The organism is Nesterenkonia sp. LB17, assembly GCF_022565915.1.
In the GTDB taxonomy this organism is placed as follows: Bacteria; Actinomycetota; Actinomycetes; order Actinomycetales; family Micrococcaceae; genus Nesterenkonia.
The window spans coordinates 538011-558028 of record NZ_JAJOYX010000001.1; the positions used below are offsets into that span (position 1 = coordinate 538011).

The 20018-nt window shown below is 66.8% G+C and carries 19 protein-coding genes; 11 read left to right on the forward strand and 8 right to left on the reverse strand.

The window, feature by feature from the left end:
• Positions 1–6: 6 nt before the first annotated feature.
• A complete protein-coding gene (locus tag LTH96_RS02415; RefSeq protein WP_241464112.1) occupies positions 7–1293 on the reverse strand; it encodes an MFS transporter in 1287 nt (428 codons plus the stop codon).
• Positions 1294–1497: 204 nt separating this feature from the next.
• Here LTH96_RS02415 and LTH96_RS02420 point away from each other — a divergent pair, with 204 nt between their 5' ends.
• The 6 genes from LTH96_RS02420 (at position 1498) to LTH96_RS02445 (ending at position 6799) form a co-directional block, all read left to right on the forward strand.
• Complete coding sequence (locus tag LTH96_RS02420; protein ID WP_241464114.1) at positions 1498–2223, forward strand: metalloregulator ArsR/SmtB family transcription factor; 726 nt, start codon at positions 1498–1500, stop codon at positions 2221–2223.
• Between the two features lie 147 nt (positions 2224–2370).
• Positions 2371–3762: a rhodanese-like domain-containing protein gene (locus LTH96_RS02425; protein WP_241464115.1), complete on the forward strand. Its 1392-nt coding sequence runs from the start codon at positions 2371–2373 to the stop codon at positions 3760–3762.
• A gap of 57 nt (positions 3763–3819) precedes the next feature.
• Positions 3820–4467, forward strand: coding sequence for a rhodanese-like domain-containing protein (locus LTH96_RS02430; protein ID WP_241464116.1), 648 nt, complete (start codon positions 3820–3822; stop codon positions 4465–4467).
• On the forward strand, positions 4464–5306 hold the full coding sequence (locus tag LTH96_RS02435) for a sulfite exporter TauE/SafE family protein (protein WP_241464118.1): 843 nt from the start codon (positions 4464–4466) through the stop codon (positions 5304–5306). Before LTH96_RS02430 ends, LTH96_RS02435 begins: the two co-directional genes overlap by 4 nt.
• 33 nt (positions 5307–5339) lie before the next feature.
• Positions 5340–5618 carry a metal-sensitive transcriptional regulator gene (locus LTH96_RS02440; RefSeq protein ID WP_036473958.1) on the forward strand — a complete coding sequence of 93 codons (279 nt, stop codon included), beginning with the start codon at positions 5340–5342 and terminating at the stop codon, positions 5616–5618.
• 278 nt (positions 5619–5896) lie between these two features.
• Positions 5897–6799 carry a ribokinase gene (locus tag LTH96_RS02445; RefSeq protein ID WP_241464119.1) on the forward strand — a complete coding sequence of 301 codons (903 nt, stop codon included), beginning with the start codon at positions 5897–5899 and terminating at the stop codon, positions 6797–6799.
• On the opposite strand, the gene LTH96_RS02450 is transcribed toward LTH96_RS02445, so the two are convergent.
• The 3 genes from LTH96_RS02450 to LTH96_RS02460 form a co-directional block, all read right to left on the reverse strand.
• On the reverse strand, positions 6777–8441 hold the full coding sequence (locus LTH96_RS02450; RefSeq protein ID WP_241464122.1) for an FAD-dependent oxidoreductase: 1665 nt from the start codon (positions 8439–8441) through the stop codon (positions 6777–6779). The genes LTH96_RS02445 and LTH96_RS02450 overlap by 23 nt on opposite strands.
• A gap of 150 nt (positions 8442–8591) precedes the next feature.
• Positions 8592–10769, reverse strand: a complete 2178-nt coding sequence (locus LTH96_RS02455) for a RecQ family ATP-dependent DNA helicase (RefSeq protein ID WP_370644359.1) — start codon at positions 10767–10769, stop codon at positions 8592–8594.
• A 50-nt stretch (positions 10770–10819) separates the two neighbouring features.
• Complete coding sequence (locus LTH96_RS02460) at positions 10820–11212, reverse strand: HNH endonuclease (protein WP_241464124.1); 393 nt, start codon at positions 11210–11212, stop codon at positions 10820–10822.
• A gap of 326 nt (positions 11213–11538) precedes the next feature.
• On the opposite strand from LTH96_RS02460, the gene LTH96_RS02465 reads away from it, so the two are divergent.
• Complete coding sequence (locus LTH96_RS02465) at positions 11539–12657, forward strand: class II histone deacetylase (protein WP_241464126.1); 1119 nt, start codon at positions 11539–11541, stop codon at positions 12655–12657.
• Here the strand turns inward: LTH96_RS02465 and LTH96_RS13140 are convergent.
• Positions 12654–13547, reverse strand: a complete 894-nt coding sequence (locus tag LTH96_RS13140; RefSeq protein ID WP_241464128.1) for a LuxR family transcriptional regulator — start codon at positions 13545–13547, stop codon at positions 12654–12656. The genes LTH96_RS02465 and LTH96_RS13140 overlap by 4 nt on opposite strands.
• Positions 13548–13757: 210 nt before the next feature.
• On the opposite strand from LTH96_RS13140, the gene LTH96_RS02475 reads away from it, so the two are divergent.
• The 3 genes from LTH96_RS02475 (at position 13758) to LTH96_RS02485 (ending at position 16376) form a co-directional block, all read left to right on the forward strand.
• The gene (locus tag LTH96_RS02475) at positions 13758–15284 is read left to right on the forward strand and encodes a TIGR01777 family oxidoreductase (RefSeq protein ID WP_241464130.1); all 1527 of its coding nucleotides are present in this window, start codon (positions 13758–13760) and stop codon (positions 15282–15284) included.
• A gap of 45 nt (positions 15285–15329) precedes the next feature.
• Entirely contained in the window at positions 15330–15590 is a 261-nt protein-coding gene (locus LTH96_RS02480) for a glutaredoxin domain-containing protein (RefSeq protein ID WP_241464132.1), read from the forward strand.
• Positions 15591–15671: 81 nt separating this feature from the next.
• A complete protein-coding gene (locus LTH96_RS02485; RefSeq protein WP_370642690.1) occupies positions 15672–16376 on the forward strand; it encodes a VIT family protein in 705 nt (234 codons plus the stop codon).
• Positions 16377–16402: 26 nt separating this feature from the next.
• On the opposite strand, the gene LTH96_RS02490 is transcribed toward LTH96_RS02485, so the two are convergent.
• The gene (locus tag LTH96_RS02490) at positions 16403–16948 is read right to left on the reverse strand and encodes a TspO/MBR family protein (protein WP_241464135.1); all 546 of its coding nucleotides are present in this window, start codon (positions 16946–16948) and stop codon (positions 16403–16405) included.
• Positions 16949–16998: 50 nt separating this feature from the next.
• Between LTH96_RS02490 and LTH96_RS02495 the strand changes: the two genes are divergently transcribed.
• Positions 16999–17604, forward strand: coding sequence for a TIGR03085 family metal-binding protein (locus tag LTH96_RS02495; RefSeq protein ID WP_241464136.1), 606 nt, complete (start codon positions 16999–17001; stop codon positions 17602–17604).
• A 2-nt stretch (positions 17605–17606) separates the two neighbouring features.
• Here the strand turns inward: LTH96_RS02495 and LTH96_RS02500 are convergent, their stop codons facing one another.
• Both LTH96_RS02500 and LTH96_RS02505 read right to left on the reverse strand, forming a co-directional pair.
• Positions 17607–19091 carry a benzaldehyde dehydrogenase gene (locus tag LTH96_RS02500; RefSeq protein WP_241464137.1) on the reverse strand — a complete coding sequence of 495 codons (1485 nt, stop codon included), beginning with the start codon at positions 19089–19091 and terminating at the stop codon, positions 17607–17609.
• Positions 19092–19314: 223 nt separating this feature from the next.
• Positions 19315–20016 carry a hypothetical protein gene (locus LTH96_RS02505; RefSeq protein ID WP_241464139.1) on the reverse strand — a complete coding sequence of 234 codons (702 nt, stop codon included), beginning with the start codon at positions 20014–20016 and terminating at the stop codon, positions 19315–19317.
• Positions 20017–20018: the final 2 nt, after the last annotated feature.

Genomic DNA, 20018 nt, shown 5'->3' on the forward strand with positions numbered 1-20018 from the left:
TGCAGTTCAATGTCTGCTCATCGAGGGCCTCTGGTGGGTCTCGTACATCCGTGCCGCCACTATCGCGGCCGAGACTGCGCTGACGGCGGCAGCCACCCACACCGCGGCAGAGAGTCCCATCAGGTCGGCCACGATCCCGCCCAGCACAGCCCCGGCTGCGTAGCCGAGATCGCGCCAGACCCTGTAGACGCCTACCGCACGACCGCGCCAGGCCGGGTGGGCGACGTCGCCGACCACGGCGAGCAGCGTCGGGTAGACCATCGCAGTGCCGGCCCCGAGCAGAGCCGTGCCCGCGGCCCAGCTGCTGAAGTCATCACCCGAGGCGATCAGCATCAGAGCCACGGCTTGCGTGGACATCCCTGCGGTGATCAGATGTTTGCGCCCGATCCGATCCGAGAGCGCGCCGGTGACCAGCTGCCCCGCTCCCCACACGCCTGGGTACAGCGCGAAGAGTAGCCCGACCTCGCCTACCGAGAGGTCGGCCGTGGCGAAGAGCAGGGGAAAGAGACCCCAGGAGAGACCGAAGTTGAGATTATTGACCAGCCCAGCCTGGCTGGCCGAAGAGAGGGCCGGTTCCCGGAAGCTCGTCTGGACTGCGACCTGCCGGCTGGTGAGGTCTGCGTGCAGGTGATCGTGGGTGCCGTCGGCACGGGCCACATGCTCGGCCGCCTCCAAGTGGGCGTGCCCGATAGTCTCGCGCACGAACGCACCTGAGAGCAGCAGCGCCAGGGCGGTGTAGGCGAGGCCCAACAGGAACGGTGCCGGGCGCAGCCCGAACTGCTCCGCCAGGTATCCCGCCAGCAGGGAGGTCACGGCTACAGCGCCATACCCTGCGGCTTCGTTCAGCCCCATGGCCAAGCCGCGCTTGGTGGGCCCCACGAGGTCGATCTTCATCACTACTGTGGTGGACCAGGTGAGCCCCTGGTTGATGCCCAGCAGGACATTTGCGGCGATGATCCAGCCCCAGCCCGGCGCGAGGATCAACATCAGCGGAACGGGCACGGCGAAGAGCCAGCCGATGAGAAGTACCGGCTTGCGGCCGTACCTGTCCGACAAGGTCCCGGCGAAGTAGTTGGCGATGGCCTTGGTGACGCCGAAGGCGGCGACGTAGGTGAAGATGAACGTATAGCCCGTGAGCTCGAACTCGGATTCCGCGAGCAGCGGGAGCACCGTCTGCTGTTGGCCGACCATGCCTCCCACCAGGGCATTCACCGCGACGAGGAGGGTGAACTGGGAGATGTTGGCGCGCAGTCCCAGCGTCGGTGGCCCTGCGGGGGACCGACGCGCGCTCATGTCTCCACCTGCGGGCTCGCCGTGAAGCGCTGGGTCCGCTCGACGGCGGCCCCAGCGTTCCTGCGAATGTGAGTGCATCCCGAACCCTTCATGAGGCTCGCCCTTCCTAGGCCGGCGCTGCCCGAGGAGTCGGGCTGATCTCGTATTCCAAAGAAAACTAGAATACTGGTTGTTATGATAATCCAAAGAAGTCTGGAGGATCAATTGGGTGATCGGCAGAAGAAGACCGTGCTGTTCGAGCAGCTGGCCCGAGTGGGGAAGGCGCTGGGCAGCGGCAAGCGCCTGGAGCTGCTGGATCTGCTTGCCCAGGGCGAGCGAAGCGTCGAGCACCTGGCGGCTGCAGCTCAGCTGGGGCTGAGCACCACCTCGGCTCATCTGCAGGTGCTCAAGCAGGCTGGGTTGGTGACCACTCGCCGGGACGGTACCCGGGTGCACTACGGCTTGGCGGGCCTGGATGTGATCCGGCTCTATGAGCAGCTTCGAAATGTGGCCGGTGAACGAGTCTCCGATGTTGGTCGCGCCCGGGAGGACTATCTGGCCAGCGGTCGGGCTGCCGGGGCCCCGGGTGAGCAGGACGAGGTTGGCCGGGACGAGCTTCTGGCCAGGGTTGCCGCGGGCGAGGTTACGGTGCTTGATGTACGTCCTGTCGAGGAGTATGTGGCCGCCCATATCCCAGGTGCCGTGTCCATCCCGGTGGAGGAGCTTCCTCGGCGGATCAACGAGCTGCCGTCCGGTCAGGACGTCGTTGCATACTGCCGTGGTGCCTACTGTGTGCTCGCGTACGAAGCGGTGGATCTCCTGCGTGCCGCCGGCCGGACTGCCTGGCGGCTGCATGAGGGCATGCTGGAGTGGCGCCTGACCGAGCTGCCTGTAGACACAGGCCCTGGCCTGGTGGCCTCCGGAGTGGCTGCACGCCTGCATGACCAGTGAGGACGTCCTCTCCCAGCTCACATCGGCAAGGTCCAGAGCGCTATGGAGCCCGGGTGACTTGGCTAGATTTGTATACCCCAGGGGGTATGTGCGAGAGTAGTGACATACCCCCTGGGGTATCCATTGACTTTCAAAGGAAGGGATCTCATGCTTCTTGAACGGATCTACGACGAGGACCTGGCTCAGGCCAGCTACTTCATCGGCTGCCAGTCCAAGGGCGAGGCCATCGTCATCGATGCCCGCCGCGACAACAGCGAATACTTCGAACTGGCCGCCCGCCACGGCATGCGCATCACCGCCGTGGCCGAGACCCACATCCACGCCGATTACCTCTCCGGCACCCGCGAGCTCGCTGCCGCCGCGAACGCGGAGGCCTACGTCTCCGGCGAGGGCGGCGATGACTGGCAGTACGGCTTCGACGCCACCCGGCTGACCCACGGGGACACCATCAAGCTGGGCAACATCACCATTGAGGCCCGCCACACCCCCGGCCACACCCCTGAGCACCTGGTGTTCCTGGTGACCGACGGCGCCTTCAGCAACGACCCCGGCTACATGATCTCCGGAGACTTCGTCTTCGCCGGAGACCTCGGCCGCCCCGACCTCCTCGATGAAGCCGCCGGGGGAGTGGACACCCGCTTCGTGGGAGCCAAGCAGCTCTTCACCAGCCTCAAAGAGCAGTTCCTCACGCTGCCCGATCATGTGCTGGTCTACCCCGGCCACGGCTCCGGCAGCGCCTGCGGCAAGGCACTCGGCGCGCTTCCCGCCACCACGGTCGGCTACGAGCGGATCAACGCCTGGTGGTCCAAGCACCTGGCCAATGACGATGAACAGGGCTTCATCGATGAGCTGCTCGACGGCCAGCCAGACGCGCACGCCTACTTCGGTCGGATGAAGCGCGAGAACAAGGAAGGCCCCGCAGTGCTCGGCCCGCTGAGCCCCCTCGAGGCCTTCACCTCGGACCAGGTGCGCAGCGCCCTGGAAGAGGACCGCGCGATCTTCGTGGACACCCGCACCAACGACGAGGTCAAGCAGGGCACCGTCCTCGCTGCGCTGAACATCCCCGCCGGCGGCAAGTTCGCCAGCTACGGCGCCTGGGCCTACGACCCGGAGAAGGAGCAGCAGCCGCTGATCCTCCTGGCCGCGGATCAGGACCAGGCCGAGGACATGCGGAATCACCTGATGCGAGTGGGCATCGATGCGGTCAAGGGCTACACGGTCAGCATCGCCGACCTGCCGCAGACTCAGCCGGCCACCATCACCCCTGCCGAGCTGGAGAACTTCGAGCCTGCTCTGCTGCTGGATGTGCGCAACAAGTCCGAACACGCCGACGGCCACGTCCCCGGCTCCAAGCAGCTCAGCGCCGGCCGCGTGCTGTGGAACCAGGATCAGCTTCCTGCTTCCGGCCCGATCGTCACCTACTGCCAGTCCGGGGTCCGGAACTCGGTGGCCGCCAGCGCGCTGCGCCGGCAGGGCCATGACGTCCGCGAACTCGTCGGCAGCTATGCCGGCTGGTCAGACTGGAACAAATCACACTGATCAGACTGTTCTGGTCTCAGCAGCACCACACACTTTTCGAGAGGAAACACCAGCCCTATGGCTAACACCACCACGAGCACCCTGAACCCGACGACGACGGCGGCCGCATCCCCGATGAGCCCCACCGAACTCGTCGAGAAGCTCCGCTCACAGAACGCCCCGCTGCTCGTCGACGTGCGCACCCCTGCGGAGCACGAGTCGCTGCGGGTCCCCGGGTCCCACAACGTCCCGCTGGATCTGCTGCAGAAGAACAAGGAGACCCTGGCCGAGCAGTTCAACGGCGATATCGTGCTGATCTGCCAGACCGGCAACCGCGCCAACCAGGCCCTGCAGCACCTGCGCGCTGCAGGAGTGGACACGGCACGGGTGCTCGAGGGCGGCGTCGTCGCCATGGAAGCGCAGCACAGCCAGCACACGCACCGTGGCCAGCAGCGCTGGGCCATGGATCGCCAGGTCCGGATGGTCGCCGGATCGCTGGTGCTCGCCGGGTTCCTCGGCGGCAAGCTGATCTCCCCAAAGGTCGGCTACGTCGCCGGCGCGATCGGTGCGGGGCTGACCTTCTCCGCGGCGACCGATTCCTGTGCGATGGCCGCGGCGCTGAACAAGATGCCGTGGAACAAGGTGGAGGCTGACCCGACCGTGGAGGCATTCCTGGCGCAGATTCCTCGCTCCACGCAGATCCAGACTCCGGCGTCGCGGGGGTGAGTACCGGTCTCATCCTGGCGATGATCCTTTCCGTCATCATCGGGATCTCGCTGGGCCTGCTCGGCGGCGGGGGTACGATCCTTGCGGTTCCGCTTCTGACCTACGTGGCGGGAATGCCGCCGAAGGAGGCGATCGCCGCCTCGATGTTCATCATCGGGGTCACCTCCGCGGTCAGCGTGGTCGCCCATGCCAAGCGCGGGAACGTGCAGTGGCGAACCGGGTTCATCTTCGGCGCCGCGGCCATGGTGGGAGCCTTCGGCGGCGGACTGTTGGGGAGCCGACTGCCCAGCGTCGTGCTGATGGTGGCCTTCGGCATCATGATGGTTGCCACGGCGTTGGCGATGATCCTGGACCGTCGCGCCAAAGCCTCTGGTCAGCCTAGGAAGAAGCTTCCGCTGGCCAAGATCCTGATCGAAGGACTCGTGGTCGGTCTGGTGACCGGCATGGTCGGTGCCGGTGGCGGGTTCCTGGTGGTTCCGGCGCTGGTGCTGCTCGGCGGGCTCTCGATGCCCGCCGCGGTGGGCACCTCGCTGCTGATCATCTCGATGAAGTCCTTCACCGGGCTCGCCGGGTATCTGACCTCGGTGAGCATCGACTGGGTCCCGGTGCTGATCATCACCGTGATCACGGTGATCGGCGCGCTGATCGGCACCGCGTTCGGCAAGCACGTCCCAGAGAAGGCGCTGAAGAAGGCCTTCGGATATCTGGTGTTGGCCATGGGCGTGGTGGTGTTCCTCCAGGAGCTGCCGCTGGCCTACGGCCTGGGCGCCGCAGCGGCCATCGTGGTGCTGCTCGGGACCCTGCTGTACCGCCGGCGCGGAGATCAGCTGGCAACATAGAGACGAATCAGTGCGAGAAACAGGGAGAGAATCATGAGAGAAGCCGATCCGGAGACACAGCGCAAGATCGTGAACCGCCTGAAGCGGGCCCGCGGCCAGCTGGACTCGGTGATCAACGCCGTGGAGAACGGCGGCAGCTGCCGCGACGTGGTCACCCAGCTCGCGGCGGTGTCCACCGCCCTGGACCGCGCCGGGTTCAGCGTGGTCTCCTCGGCGATGCAGTTCTGCGTCACCGACCCTGAGCGGGCGGCGGAGACCGAGGACGGGTTGACCGTGGAGGAGCTCGAGAAGCTCTTCCTCTCGCTCTCCTGAGCTGAGCAGGCCGGGGCTGCGGGTCAGGGCAGCGCCACCGAGGTGCTTCCGGCTGCATGACGCCGGCCGTGCTCACCGCCGTGCATACATTCGAAAGGCCCAGCCGCACATCGGCTGGGCCTTTCGCGCGTGATCGTTCGCATCGGGTTCTTCGCCGCCGCGGCACAATTCCAGACGCTGCCGCGCACCCGCTCCGAGCCGTGCTCATCTCTGGCGGCAGGCCCCTGTGCATCGCTGGCATCATGGGACTCAGCTGCCCTGCACAGGAGAGGACACATATGACATTGCTGGTCATGGGATCGGTGAACCGCGACATCACCGCGCGGCTGCCTGAGTTCCCACAGCCCGGAGAGACCCTGCTGGCCACCGCGTCGCAGACCGCCACCGGGGGCAAGAGTGCGAACCAGGCAGTGGCCGCAGCGCTGGTCGGCGCCGAGGCGCAGCTGATCGCTCGCTGCGGGTCCGACGCCGCCGGGGCCGAAGCGGTGAACGCGCTGCGCGAGGCAGGGGTTCACGTCGACGCCGTCGCTCCGGGCCGCGGCGCCCAGGGGATGGCCTTCATCACCGTGCGCGCTGACGGGGAGAACACCATCGTGGTGGTCCCCGGGGCCAACGCGGAACTCCAAGCCCAGGACTGCCCGGAAGCGCTGCTGGACCAGGCCGACTGGATCCTGCTCAGCCTGGAGGTCCCGCTGGACACCGTCCTGGAGGTGGCTGCCCGCGCCCGCGCGGCCGGGACAAACGTGGCGCTGAACGCCTCACCACTGTCTGAGCAGACGTTGGATCTCCGCCACGTGGACCTGGTGATCGTCAATGAAGGTGAGGCCGACCATCTGCTGGCGGATGCCGGCGCGGCCCACCGTCACTCGCAGGCCCCGACACCCGAAGACCCGACCGGCGCGCTGGGCATCGAGACCCTCATCGTCACGCGCGGAGCAGCCGGGGCGAGCATCCATGAATCTGGCTTGGAACCGGTGCATGTGCCCAGCGTCCAGGTGCAGGCAGTCGACACCAGCGGCGCCGGGGACGCCTTCGCCGGCGCCCTGCTCGGACGGCTGACCTGCGGAGACAGTATGAAGACGGCGGCGACCATCGCCTCGAGGTTCGCCGCCGCCACGACCACCCGGCTCGGCGCCCAGGCCTCCTACCCGCGGGACTTCACAATCGCGACAGATTCGTGACCGCGGGCCCTTCCAGAAGCTCCCCGTCGGCGGCGAAGCGTGAGCCGTGCAGCGGGCAGTCCCAGGACAGGGCCGCGTCGTTCCACTTCAGCACCCCACCCAGGTGGGGGCAGATCGCGGAGACCTTGCACGTCTGACCGTCCACGGTGGAGACCCCGACAGGTTTCCCATGGTCGCGACCCACATTGGCCTCGCCCTCCTCGGGGGTGTCCTCGGGCAGCGAGCGCAGCTCGGCGCCCACCCAGCCGGCCACCAGGGTCCCGCCCACCTCCAGGTTGTCCTTGATCCCGGTGAACACGTCCGAAGGCGTGACCATCCGTTTGCTCAGCGTCTCGGCCCAGGCCATGTGCCCGCCGAGGATCTGCGCCGAGATGGCCAGCGCCGCGGCCACCGCGTTGCTCATGCCCCATTTGTTGTACCCGGTGGCCAGATAGATCCTTCCGCCGCCGCGGGGCAGCGCGCCGAAGAACGGGACGTATTGCGCGGTGCGGTAGTCCTGGGCGGACCACACGTGGGTGCGCCTCGCGCCGGGGAAATGGGCCTGCGCCCAGGCCTCGAGATCATCCACGGCGGCGCGCTCGGAGGGTGAACGGCCCACTCCGTGATCGTTGCCGCCGATCAGCAGCAGCTCCTCACCGTTCACCGGGACCGTGCGCAGGGTTCGGCCAGGGGTGTCGGCACTGAGATACATTCCCTTCGGGATGCTGACCGGAGCGCCGGGCACCCGATAGGTCATCGCGTAGGAGCGGTTGGGTTTGAGCTTGGCGAAATAGCCGCCGCGATCCAGGACCGGGACCCCGGTGGCGAGCATCAGCCGCGCCGCGGTCACCTGACCCTGGGAGGTCTCCACGGTCAGCGGCGCCTCATCCACTGCCGGGTCCAGAGGGGAGCCTTCGGTGTCGTCCTCCACCGAGGCCCGGGGAGTTCCCGTACGGGATTTCGCACCGGCGCCCCCGGCAGTGTCGGATGCGTCACCAGCCGCGGAGCCGTTGGAGGTCGCCCCGGTGACCCTGACCCCTTCGATGAGTTCCCCGCCGCGTTGACGGAGCTCCTCGGCCAGGGCGGCGAGGACCTCCATGGGGTGGAACTGAGTCTGCTTCGCCAGTGCCACGGCGCCGCTGACCTCGAACGGCAGATCGGTCTGATCGGTCCAGGTCACCGGCAACCCAGCCTCCTGGCAGGCGGCGAACTCCTCCTGCACCGAGGAGAGTCCGGATTCTGTGGTGGCGTAGGTGTAGGCGGTGCGATGCTGATAGGGCACCCCGTGTTCCTGCATATAGCGGACCAGCCAGGAGACGCCCTCATCGTTGCCGTCCACATACGCCTGCAGCACCTCAGCGGAGTGGTGCCTGCGGATGCTGGAGAGCGTGGTGCCCTGCAGCAGAGAGAGCTTCGCGGTGGTGTTGCCGGTGGCGACAACCCCGACTGCTCGGGCTTCCAGCACCGCCACCTTATGCCCTGCCCGGGCCAGCAGCACCGCCGTGGTCAGACCGGTCAGGCCCGCTCCGGCGACGACGGTGTCATAGTGCGCGCCCTCGGTGAAGGAGTCGCTGGGGATGGACTCCGGGGAGTAGGTGTCCAGCCAGACCGAGCGGTGGGTGTTCGAGGGCTCATAGGCGGTGTGCGGGCTCTGTGAGTTCACAGGTCGTCCTTCCTCAGGCTGCTGCCGGTGGCCGGGAGCGGAGTCCCGGCGATGGTCCTCATCCTGGTGGCTGGAGCTGGGAGTATCCAGCATTCACGCCCGTACCCTCCGCCTGTTCATCCCGCCCGAATCACCTGCAGGGAGTCGGGATCAGCCGCGCATGCCCAGCGCGAAGGGGAGCACCTCTGCCGCACCCGCCCCGCGCAGCTCCCGGGCTGCCACGGTGAGCGTCCAGCGCGAGACGACCTCGTCGTCGACCAGCAGCACCGAGGCGCCGTTGATCTTCTCGGCGAGTTCCTTCGGCACCGCGAACTTCCCCAAGAGCCCGGCCAGCCGGAAGGCGCTGTTGGTGTCCGGGGTGCTGGTGGGACCGCCGTCGACCCACTCCAGTGCTCCGGCGTAGGGCAGCCGACCGACCTGGGCCAGCGCCCGGGCGATGGAGTCCACCAGCACCGGATGCTTCCGGGAGGGCATCGAGACGACGACGTCGGGTCGACGCGCCCAGCCCCATTCGGCCAGGACCCGGATCGCTCCACGCACCAGCTGTTCGGAGACCTCCGCGTCGGCGCCCTGGAGCGCCTCGCGGACAGGGGTGCCCCAGCCGAGGTCGCTCAGCCGGGCGAGTGCTCGTCCCGGCTGAGACTGTGCCTCGGCCGGGAGCTTTCCCTTGAGGTTGATCCCGAGTGCGTCCAGCCCGGTGGGCCACTGCTTGCGCGGGGCGATCTCCAGACCGACGCGGTCCAGGCTGTCTTTGGCCTCGGCGAGGGCCGACTGGGAGACATCGTGTGGGAACCAGGTCTCTGCGCAGGTGTCACAGCGACCGCAGGGCTGGGCTTCCTCGTCGTCGAGGGCGTGGGCCAGGAAGACCATTCGACAGACCCCGGCGGGGAGCCGCTCGTAGTCGAGCATCAGCTGCTGCTCGGCCCGGCGCATCGCGAGGATGGTGTCATAACGCTCGGCGTCATAGGTCCACGGTCTGCCCGTGGAGAGCCAGCCGCCGGATACCCGGCGGACGCTGCCGTCGACCTCCAGGACCTTGAGCAGCAGCTCCAACGGGGAGCGGCGGATCTCCACCATGGCCTCGAGCTTGGCCACCGAGAGCGTGGTCTCGGGGGAGAGGGCGCCCAGCACGGCATCGGCGCGTTCCTGGGTCGGCATGGAGGCCTGGGCGAAGTACTCCCAGATGCGGATGTCCTCCTTGCCGGGAAGCAGCAGCACGTCGGCGCTGTCCACCGCGCGTCCTGCACGGCCGATCTGCTGGTAGTAGGAGACCGGGGAGGAAGGGGCGCCGAGGTGGACCACGAACCCGAGGTCCGGCTTGTCGAAGCCCATGCCCAGCGCGCTCGTCGCGATCAACGCCTTCACCGTGTTGTCCTTGAGCGCCTGCTCCAGCTGCTGGCGCTCATCCGGGTCGGTCTGCCCGGTGTAGGCGGCGACCTTGTAGCCGTGGGAATTCAGGTGCGCGGCGAGGTCGGTGGCCTGGGAGATGGTCAGCGCGTAGACAATCCCGCTGCCGGTGAGGTCCTTCAGATGTTGGGTGAGCCAGGCGATGCGCTGTTCGGAGTCGGGCAGCGAGAGGACGCCCAGGCGCAGGGATTCACGGCTGAGCGTGCCGCGCAGCACCAGGACCTCCTTGTCAGCCCCCTGAAGTCCGGTAGCTTCCCCGGCAGGGGTGAGCTGGGCGGCGATGTCATCGACCACCCGTGAGTTCGCGGTGGCGGTGGTGGCCAGGACCGGGACCTCGGCGGGGAGGTTGCGCACGATCTCCCCGATGCGGCGGTAGTCGGGCCGGAAGTCATGACCCCAGTCGGAGATGCAGTGAGCCTCATCGACCACCAGCATGCCCATACGCTGCAGCAGCCCGGGCAGGACCTCGTCGCGGAAGCGCGGGTTGGCCAGACGTTCGGGGGAGATCAGCAGCACGTCGAGCTCGTCATTGCGCAGGGATTCCATGATGGAGTCCCATTCGTGGGCGTTGGCGGAGCTGACCGCCTGGGCGCGCACCCCGGCGCGGGTGGCGGCGGCGATCTGGTCGCGCATCAGCGCGATCAGCGGGGAGACGATCAGGCTGACCCCGCGTCCGCGGCTGCGCAGCAGATGAGCGGCCAGGAAGTAGACCGCAGACTTTCCCCAGCCGGTCTTCTGCACCACCAGCACCCGGCGTCGTTCCTGCACCAGCGCGGAGATCGCCTCGAACTGGCCGTCACGGAAGTCCACCTCGGCTCCGGCCAGCGCGGCCAGGCGCTCGCGGGCCTCGGTGTAGAAGGCCGGATCGCGCTCGGCGGCGGAGGAGTCAGGGCTGGCTGTGTTCGTGCTGGGGATGCTCACGTGACCACTCTGTCACAGCCCTATGACACGGCTTCCGGGACGAGATGTGATCAGCTCAACGCCGTTTCATCATCCATTGCTGCATCTTCCACCGCTGCATCCTCCGCGCGGAGGGTCCGAGTGATCTCGACCCAGCGGCGCAGGAACGCCGGCTCGTCGAGGCGCCGTCGTCGCATCCAGGAGGTGACCTCGTCATTGCACTTGCTCGCGTTGCAGGAACGGCAGGCAGGCACCACGTTGTCGATCGTGTAACGCCCACCCCGGGAGATCGGGGATACGCAGTCCTTCTGGAGAGGAGCACCTTCGGCGCCGCAGTAGGCGCAGCGTGCCCACGCCTGGAGGATGCGGAACCACTGGTCCTTCGTCAGGTCGCTTCCCGAGGCGGCGACGCGTCTGGTCCGCCGGCGCGCGGCGCGGACGCGGCGAGTGTTGCGAACCGGCATGGCCCGAGATTAGCACCGCGGGGGCCGTCCTCCGGGTGCCACACGCACCGAGGATCGCAATCTTGAGCGCCGAAGCCGGCACGTCCTTAGGGTCGCGATGATCCGGTCGAATCACTAGGTAACCGGCCGCAGACTGATGACGAGAACCACTCCCAGGCATCGAACAGTGAGTTCGGGTGGCGTTCCGGTGTCACAGCACTCTGACGAGCTGCCATGTGACAGCGATCATTCATCTCAGTAGAACTACCGATGCCCTCGGGGCTGTCCTGGCTGATGCTGAGACCAGCCGTACACCGGCCCCTAAACTACCCGAGAGGAACGGCCTCATGACCTCGACCACCGGTTATATATGGAACACGCTCTACGGCTGGACTGACACGGGAAGCGGCGGACTGTTGCCGCCGAGCGTCGATTCCCTGACTCAGCCGATCGGACATCATGTGGCACACCCGGATACCAAACGTCGTCTGCATGAGCTGATCTCAGCCTCGGGGCTCATTGATTCCCTGGAACAGATCGACGCCCAGCAGGCGACAGAAGCGGACATCCTGCGGGTCCATGACAAGGCGCACTACGACCGAATCCTCGCCGAAAGCGCCCTTCCCAAGGGTGGCGACGCCGGTGACGGGGTCTCGCCGTTCGGCAATGGGGGGCACCGGATCGCCCTGCTGGCCGCCGGAGGGGCCATCGAGGCAGTCCGCGCGGTTGTCGAGGGTCATGTCAGCAACGCCTACGCGCTCATCAACCCTCCCGGGCATCACGCCGAACGCAGCACCGGCAGGGGCTTCTGCACCTTCAATAATGGAGCCATCGCCGCCGCATACGCTCTCGAGGTGCTGGGTCTGAAGCGAGTTGCCATCGTGGACTGGGATGTCCACCATGGCAATGGAGCTCAGGACATCTTCCGCGAGTCTGCCGAAGTCCTGAACATCTCGGTGCACCAAGACCGTTGTTTCCCCTCTGATTCTGGTTTTCGCGATGAGCGAGGTGAGGGGGAAGGATTCGGCTACACGCTCAATGTGCCACTGCCTCCGGGCGGAGGAAACGGTGCCTACGAGTACGCATTCGATACTGTCGTTCTGCCCGCCGTGAGGGCCTATCAGCCCGAGCTGATCATCGTCGCCAGCGGTTTCGATGCGTCCATCATGGATCCGCTGGCGCGCATGATGATGCGCAGTGATGGGTTCCGAAGCCTGGCGCGAAAGCTGGTGGATCTCTCCGCCGAGGTGTCCGAGGGCAGACTCGTCTGTCTGCAGGAGGGTGGATACAGCCCCATCTACGTTCCGTTCTGTGGACTCGCGGTGATCGAAGAGCTGGCGGGCGTACACACAGGAACGTCGGATGCCTACACGCCGATCCTTGGTGCCATGGGCGGCGATGAACTTCTCGACCACGAACGCGAGGCGGTCGATCTGGCAGGCGTGCTGGTCTCAGACATCCACTAGCGCACTCTGTTGAAGACCCGCGCAAGGTCCCTGATAGGCGCAGTGGAAGGACCTGGAATGAAGATCGAGGCCGTCGCAGCTCTTGCGGCGGCCTCCGCTCTCCTCCCGACACCCATCTTCCGCCGAATGCTGGCCATATGGGTGTTGATCGTCCGTTTGCTGAGCGTGAGCGCCGTCGCGATCTCTGTGTCTGTCCGACCGATGACCAGGCCGCTCAGGACGCGCAGCTCCTGCAGGCTCAGCTGCCAGAGATCTTCCCGCGTGACCTCCTGAGCGGTCACCGCGAGGTCGTCGTTCTCTGAGCGCCGGGACAAGGTCACGCGGACCCAGCTGCCGTCGAAATGCCAGATGTATCGGAGAGTGTCGAGGGGACTCTCCAAGAACTCAGCCACCACCATGATGAAGTTCGGATCCTTCAACAGCGGGACGCTCTCCTGCGTCGACGGGCACGGTGTTCCCGCAGTCCACCGCAGATGCACAGTCTCTGCGGTGGACTGACGAGCGGCATGACTGCGCAGCCCCAGAGCAAGGAGGCCCGACAAGCTCTGCGCCAAAGCCCGCTGGGCGGGTTGAAACGTGCCGGACTGTCTCGCGGAGAAGTGGACGAGCCCAAGATACTCGGACTCGTCGAACAGCTCGAGGCTCATTCCGTCGCGATACCCCTCGGTGCTCAGATAGCGGCGGAACAGAGGTGTCCGGACGAACTGCTCACGCAGGTCCGCCCCGATGTCACTGATCGAAGGGGGCAGGTGATCGACTGGATCGAGGCGGTCGGTGAAACCTATCTCGTAGTTCAGCGGGAAGAGGTTCTGCAGCGCCCAGGCCGTTCCGTTGCTGTACCCGAGCCGGGTGACCACCCGAGAGTCGCCGCTCCCCGGCTGGTGAATCACCAGGGCCGAGTCGAAGAGTATGTGGCGCTGCAATTGGCCAAGCGCCATCGTCAGACCGTGTCTCGGTGGGGGTTCACTGGGTAGCCCTCTCATAGGTAGAGGCTAGGCCCGACCAGTCAGCGTGCCAAGCAAGGCTCCTCCCAGACACCGGGCAGTGAGGCCTGGTAGCGTTCCGGCTAAGCTGCCGCGCCAGGTCTACCAGGAGGCATTATGCCGATCTTCGAGTACGAGACCCACCTGCCCTTCTCCCGTGAAGACGTCTTCGACTGGTACGCCCGCCCGGGTGCGCTGGTGCGGCTGCATCCGCCCTTCGCCGGCCGAGTGATCGAGGAGCCCACCAATGGTCTGCAGGACGGGTCGGAGTCGGTGCTCGGGATCAACATGCCCAGCTTCTTCGGCACCACCCTGTCCTCCCTCGCCGATATGGCCGGCGCGGCCAGCTCGCTGCCGATGCGCGGGTACACCAAATGGCGCTCGCGGCACACCAATTTCAAGCCCGGACATGGCTTCTCCGATGAGATGATCTCGGGTCCCGCGAAGTCCTGGCGGCATGACCGCAGCTTCGAGGACGACGGCGCCGGGATGGTCCTGCGTGAAAAGGTCACCTACGAGCTGCCCCTGGTGGACAAGCTCCCCGCCGCGGTGCAGAAGGTGGTCGCTCGCCAGTTCGAGGCCGAACTGAACCGGATCTTCGCCTACCGCGGCCGACAGAGCAGCGATGACCTGGCCTTCCAGCAGTCCCACGGCCGCCTGGCTTCACAGCTGAACCAAGACCCCCACCACGTGCCCGAGGTCGCCCCGATCAAGGTGGTCGCCGTGAGCGGCGCGTCCGGGCTGATCGGACGCCAGGTCTGCGCGCTGCTCGGCGGTGCCGGCATCGAGGTCCGCCGGATGGTCCGCGGCCACGGGGACTCCTCTGGCGGAAAGACCGGAGAGATCATCTGGGATCCCGAGGCCGGAACCCTTGACCCGGAGGCGCTGCGCGACGTGGACGCCGTCATCCACCTCGCCGGACACCCGCTGGCCGCCCGCTTCACCGATGAGCACAAGAAGAAGGTCCTCGACTCCCGCGTGGAGGGGACCTCGCTGATCGCCACCACCCTCGCGCACCTGGAAGAAGCCGATCAGCGCGGCCGCGTGCTGATCAGCAGCTCCGCCATCGGTTACTACGGTGCGACGCCGGCCGATCGCTCCAGCCGCAGCGCCATCCTGACCGAGGACTCACCTGCGGGCACTGACTTCCTCGCTGACGTCTGCAAGAAGTGGGAAGAGAGCACCGCGCCGGCGAAGAAGGCCGGGGTCAGGGTCGGGATCGTCCGCACCGGGATCGTGCAGACCCCCGCCGGCGGCGCGCTTTCTCAGCTGCTGCCGCTCTACACCCTCGGTGCTGGCGGACCACTGGGTGATAAGGAGTGGCAGAGCTGGATCAGCATCGATGACATCGCCTCATTGATCGTGCACCTGGCGCTGAACCCGCACGCCGAAGGTCCGGTCAACGGTGTCGGGCCTGAGCCGGTCACCGCCAAGCAGTACTCCAAGACCCTGGCCGCGGTCATGCGCCGCCCCTCGGCGATCCCGGTGCCGGCCTTCGGTCCGAAGCTGGTCCTCGGTGAGCAGGGTGCCAAGGAGATCGTCGGCGCGGATCAGCAGGTCACGTCGGTGAAGGCCCAGTCCCTGGGATACGCGTTCCGCCACCACACCCTGCAAGAGGCCCTCGAGCACGTGCTCGGCAGCTGACACCGTCAGACAGCTGACCCTGGTCCAGAGAAGGAAGACTGCCCAATGACAGAAGACACCAAGATCCGGATGTTCGGCGCCCAGTGGTGCGGGGACTGCCGGCGGACCAAGGCCCAGCTCGACGCGCTCGAGCTGGACTATGACTACATCGACCTGGAGCACGACGTCGCCGCCGCGAAGGTGGCCGAGGAGATCTCCGGACGCAAGCAGATTCCCGTGGTCGTCTACCCCGACGGCTCACACCAGGTGGAGCCCTCCAACGCCGATGTCGAGGCCAAGCTTCGGGAGCTGGGCGCGACCTCTTGAGCTGAGCCTCAGGTCTACGGTCCAATGGGCGCAGCAGATCTGCCCGACCAGCTGCCGAATCCTGAGGGACGCCGGATGAATATGCCAGTCCACGCCGGAGAGCCGCACACCGCAGGCATCGCGGGACGGCTGAACTGGTTGCGCGCCGGGGTGCTCGGCGCGAACGACGGGATCATCTCCGTCGCGGCCATCGTCGTCGGCGTGGCTGGAGCGACCAACCAGCTCGCGCCCATCGTGACCGCAGGCACCGCCGCCCTGGTCGGCGGCGCGATCTCCATGGCGCTGGGCGAGTACGTCTCGGTCAGCAGCCAGAGCGACAGTGAGAAGGCGCTGATCGAGAAGGAGCGCGGAGAGCTCGCACAGATGCCGGAGCAGGAGCTCGACGAGCTCACGGGCCTCTACCAAGCGCGGGGGCTCTCCGCCGAGACCGCGCGCAAGGTCGCCGAGGAGCTCACCGCGGATGACGCGCTGGCGGCGCACCTCTCCGTCGAGCTCAACATCGATCAGGAGGACCTGATCAGCCCGTGGCAGGCGGCGTTCGCCTCGGCCGCGGCCTTCACCGTCGGCGGGATCATTCCCTTCGCCGCGATCCTGCTGCCGCCTGATATCCGGATCGCGGCGACCTTCGCGCTGGTGCTGCTGACCCTGGCGCTGACCGGGGCACTAGGTGCTCGGCTCGGCGGCAGTCCGATGCTGCGGCCCACCATGCGGGTGGTGATCGGCGGAGCGATCGCGCTCGCGGCCACGTTCATCATCGGCACGCTGCTGGGCACCGGGTTCGGGTAGTCGAGTCCCGCGCAAGCCCTGGACGCTCAGTTCATCAGCGCGATGTAGAAGTTCAGCGTCGAGGCATACAGCGTCCACGCCAAGTACGGGAGCAGCAAGTATGCCCCCACCCGGGAGATCGGCCAGAACCGCCAGATGGTCAGCCCGATCGCGACGATCAACACCACGATGAGCACCATCGCGGCCCAAAGAGCTGCGGTGCCGAAGAGCGGATAGCCGCCGAAGAACAGCGGGGACCAGATGCTGTTGAGCACCAGCTGCCCCACGAACAGCGCCAGTGCCGGGGTGGCGTTGACGCTGTGCCGACGGCGCCAGACCAGCCAGGCGCCCACGCCCATCAGCAGATACAGCACGGTCCAGACCGGACCGAAGACCGCATCCGGCGGTGTCCAGGCGGCCTTGTCCGCGTCGGCGTACCAACCGTCGGTCTCATCGGCGGTGAGAATGTTGCCCAGGAACCCCACGGCCTGCGGGATCCCGACGAAGAGGATCAGCGCGATGAGCTGCTTCACCGTGGAGTCCGGGGTGCCATGTGGATCGAGCCAAGTTTCGGTGCGTGCCTGCGGAGTCATCTCACGGTCCTTCCGTACCCAAGTGATGCCCCGACCATACACTTGGGCCTATGACCTCTACAGCTTCTGAGCAACGCCAAGCCCTGGTCACTGCACTGCGCAGTGTCCCCGCCGACGCCCCGACGCTCTGCGAAGGGTGGGCCGCCGAGGACCTGGCTCTGCACATCGTGATCCGCGATTCCCGCCCGGACCTGATCATCGGTCCGGCGCTGCCGCTGGTGGGCGACGCGGCGCGCAGGACCCTGGATAAGCTGCGCGCCACCGGGTATGAGTCACTGGTCAACCGGGCGGAGGCCGGGCCGCCTCTCTACTTCCCGCAGAGCCTCCCACCGCTCAACGATCTGATGAACACCGCGGAGTTCTACATCCACACCGAGGACGTGCTGCGCGCGCAGTCGGACTTCGATCCGAAGAGCCCGCGCCGCATCTCCGAGAAGCTGCGCAGGCGACTCTGGAAGCAGGGCTCCACCGCGATGTTCGCGATGGCCGCGCGCAAGGCGAAGCGGCGCATCACGTTCATCAGCCCCGGCTACGGCGCGACGACGAGCGGACCGTCCTCCGCCCCGCTGCAGGAGATTCAGGGCGCGCCCGAGGAGCTGCTGCTCTGGGCCTTCGGCCGCGAGGAGAAGGCCCAGGTCAGCATCAGCGAGGGCTGAATCTAGAACGGGTAGGACGCGATCTCCGAGCGCACAGTCAGCCACTGGGTCTCGGTGAAGGACTCGATGTTCGCGCTCGCGCCGCCGAGCCGGGAGCCGGTGCCGGAATCGCCGACCCCGCCGAAGGGCGCGTTCGCTTCGTCGCCCACGGTCTGTTCGTTGATGTGGACCTTGCCGGAGTCGACCTGGTCGGCGATCTTCATGGCCAGGCCGACATCGCCGAGCACGCCCACCGAGAGCCCGTATTCGCTGCTGTTGATGATCTCCACGGCCTCCTCGATGGTGGAGAAGGAGATGACCGGAGCCACGGGGCCGAAGATCTCCTCGGTCCAGGCCGGGTTCTTAGGAGTGATCCCGGAGATCACGGTGGGGGAGTAGAAGAGGTCGGTGAAAACGCCGCCGGCCTCGACCGTGCCGCCGTCTGCGGTGGAGGATTCCACGATCGAGTGGATCCGGTCGAGCTGCTTGGCGTCGATGATGGGGCCGATGGCGATGCCGTCCTCCGCCGGGTTGCCCACCGGAAGGTTCTTCGCCTTCTGGCTCAGCTTTGCGATGTACTCGTCCTTCAGGGACTCGTGCACCAGGTGGCGTCCGGTGGTCATGCAGACCTGACCCTGGTGCAGGAAGGAGCCGAAGGCACCGGCCGAGGCTGCCTTGTCCAGGTCGGCACCGGGCAGGATCACCAGGGCGTTGTTTCCGCCGAGCTCCAGGTGGGCGCGCTTGAGCAGCTTGCCCGCGGTCTCACCGACCATTCGTCCGGCCGCGGTGGAGCCGGTGAAGGAGATGATGCGTACCTCGGGTGCCTCTGTGAGCGCCTTGCCGACCTCGCCGCCACCGGGTAGCAGGTGCAGCACGCCGGCGGGCAGGCCGGCTTCTTCGAAGATCCGGGCGATGGTCACGCCGCCGGAGACGGTGGTGCGTGGATCCGGCTTCAGCAGCACCGCATTGCCCAGCGCGAGTGCGGGGGCGACGGAGCGGATGGAGAGGATCAGCGGGAAGTTGAACGGGGAGATCACCGAGACGACGCCGGCGGGGCGGCGCCGCGCGAAGGACCAGCGCGGCTGCTCGGTGGTCAGCACCTCACCGGCGGGAGCGGAGGGCAGTGCGGCGGCCTCGAAGCACTCGGCCGCGGCGACGTGGGATTCCAGCGCGGCCTTGGCCGGGACTCCGCCGGTCTCACGGATGATCCAGGTCTCGATCTCCTTGGCGTGCTCCTCGAAGAGGGTTCCGGCGCGGCGCAGCACTGCGGCGCGCTCGGAGGGCTTCATCGCGGCCCACTTCTTCTGCGCGGCGGCCGCCGCGGTGGCGGAGCGCTCGACGTCGGCGACGGAGGCGCCGCCGGCGGTGCCGAGGCTGTCGCCGGTGGCGGGCTCGGTGATCGGGATCAGCTCACCCCCGCCGGTCTGCCATTGGCCGGTGAAGACCTTGCTGTCCCAGCGGGCGTCGTCGAGGAGTGTGGTCGTGTCAAGCGTGGAGGTGGTGGACATGTGGTGACCTCTCGGGAGGGGAAAGACTGCACGGCAATTTTGCCTATCTCCATAGTGATCTGCCGCACAGCTCAATTCAAGTGTCGTGTGCGAAAAAGTCGACTTTCACATGTGTCGCGGTGAAGTGCGACAACGACCTGAGTCAGGCATTGAGAGCTCATTCTGAGCGTGGAACCGGGTGAGTCCGGGCACCCGGACTCACCCGGTGATGTCGACGAGATCTCTACTGTGCAGTCCATTCGCCGCAGTCGCTGGTCTCGAAGGCGACATCCGTCTCGGCGATGGTGACAAATCCCTGTCCCTCGGGGAGTCCATTGGTGATGATGTCGTCGAACTCACCGCTGAGTCCTGAGAGTCGGGCCCAGTAACAGAACCCTGAGGTGCTCTCGGTGCGATAGGTGCCCGGCTGGATCTCCTCGCCGACCAGGAACGTTCCTGAGCCCGGGATGGATCCGGAATGCGAGGCTGATGTTTCTTCCTGTGCGGACTGCTCGGCCGCTTCCGTTTCGGCTTCCTCCTCGGCCTGCAATGCCAGCTCCTCCTCCCGTGCGTCCAGGGCATCTTCACGGTCCTCGAGCTCGGATGCCCGGATCTCGATGGATTCCTCGTCTTCGGCGATGACCTCGCGGCGCTCCTCGAGGTCTGCCGGTTCCACTTCGACTTCCACCTCGACCTCTTCGGTGATGGTCTCCGTCTCGGTCTCGGTGACGATCTCAGGTTCGGGCTCTCCGCTGCTGCCGATACCGACCCCCGCAATAAGTGCCACTACGATGCCGACTATCCACGGCCAGCGACGGCTCTTCCTGGGCTTCTCCGGTGAGTCCGCACCGCCTGCAGCCGGCGGGTAAGGCTGGTGCTGCTCATTGGAGTACTGAGTGTTGGGGTGCTGCTCGGTTGGGTGCTGGTCCTGGTGCGAGTGATTCATGG

Excerpts from the sequence above, each read along its gene's own strand:
- LTH96_RS02430 (WP_241464116.1), top strand. The coding sequence starts at position 3,820 with ATGGCTAACACCACCACGAGCACCCTGAACCCGACGACGACGGCGGCC.
- LTH96_RS02475 (WP_241464130.1), top strand. The coding sequence starts at position 13,758 with ATGCCGATCTTCGAGTACGAGACCCACCTGCCCTTCTCCCGTGAAGAC.
- LTH96_RS02500 (WP_241464137.1), bottom strand. The coding sequence starts at position 19,091 with ATGTCCACCACCTCCACGCTTGACACGACCACACTCCTCGACGACGCC.
- LTH96_RS02480 (WP_241464132.1), top strand. The coding sequence starts at position 15,330 with ATGACAGAAGACACCAAGATCCGGATGTTCGGCGCCCAGTGGTGCGGG.
- LTH96_RS02415 (WP_241464112.1), bottom strand. The coding sequence starts at position 1,293 with ATGAGCGCGCGTCGGTCCCCCGCAGGGCCACCGACGCTGGGACTGCGC.
- LTH96_RS02425 (WP_241464115.1), top strand. The coding sequence starts at position 2,371 with ATGCTTCTTGAACGGATCTACGACGAGGACCTGGCTCAGGCCAGCTAC.
- LTH96_RS02485 (WP_370642690.1), top strand. The coding sequence starts at position 15,672 with ATGCCAGTCCACGCCGGAGAGCCGCACACCGCAGGCATCGCGGGACGG.
- LTH96_RS02490 (WP_241464135.1), bottom strand. The coding sequence starts at position 16,948 with ATGACTCCGCAGGCACGCACCGAAACTTGGCTCGATCCACATGGCACC.
- LTH96_RS02460 (WP_241464124.1), bottom strand. The coding sequence starts at position 11,212 with ATGCCGGTTCGCAACACTCGCCGCGTCCGCGCCGCGCGCCGGCGGACC.
- LTH96_RS02495 (WP_241464136.1), top strand. The coding sequence starts at position 16,999 with ATGACCTCTACAGCTTCTGAGCAACGCCAAGCCCTGGTCACTGCACTG.
- LTH96_RS02440 (WP_036473958.1), top strand. The coding sequence starts at position 5,340 with ATGAGAGAAGCCGATCCGGAGACACAGCGCAAGATCGTGAACCGCCTG.
- LTH96_RS02465 (WP_241464126.1), top strand. The coding sequence starts at position 11,539 with ATGACCTCGACCACCGGTTATATATGGAACACGCTCTACGGCTGGACT.
- LTH96_RS02505 (WP_241464139.1), bottom strand. The coding sequence starts at position 20,016 with ATGAATCACTCGCACCAGGACCAGCACCCAACCGAGCAGCACCCCAAC.
- LTH96_RS02445 (WP_241464119.1), top strand. The coding sequence starts at position 5,897 with ATGACATTGCTGGTCATGGGATCGGTGAACCGCGACATCACCGCGCGG.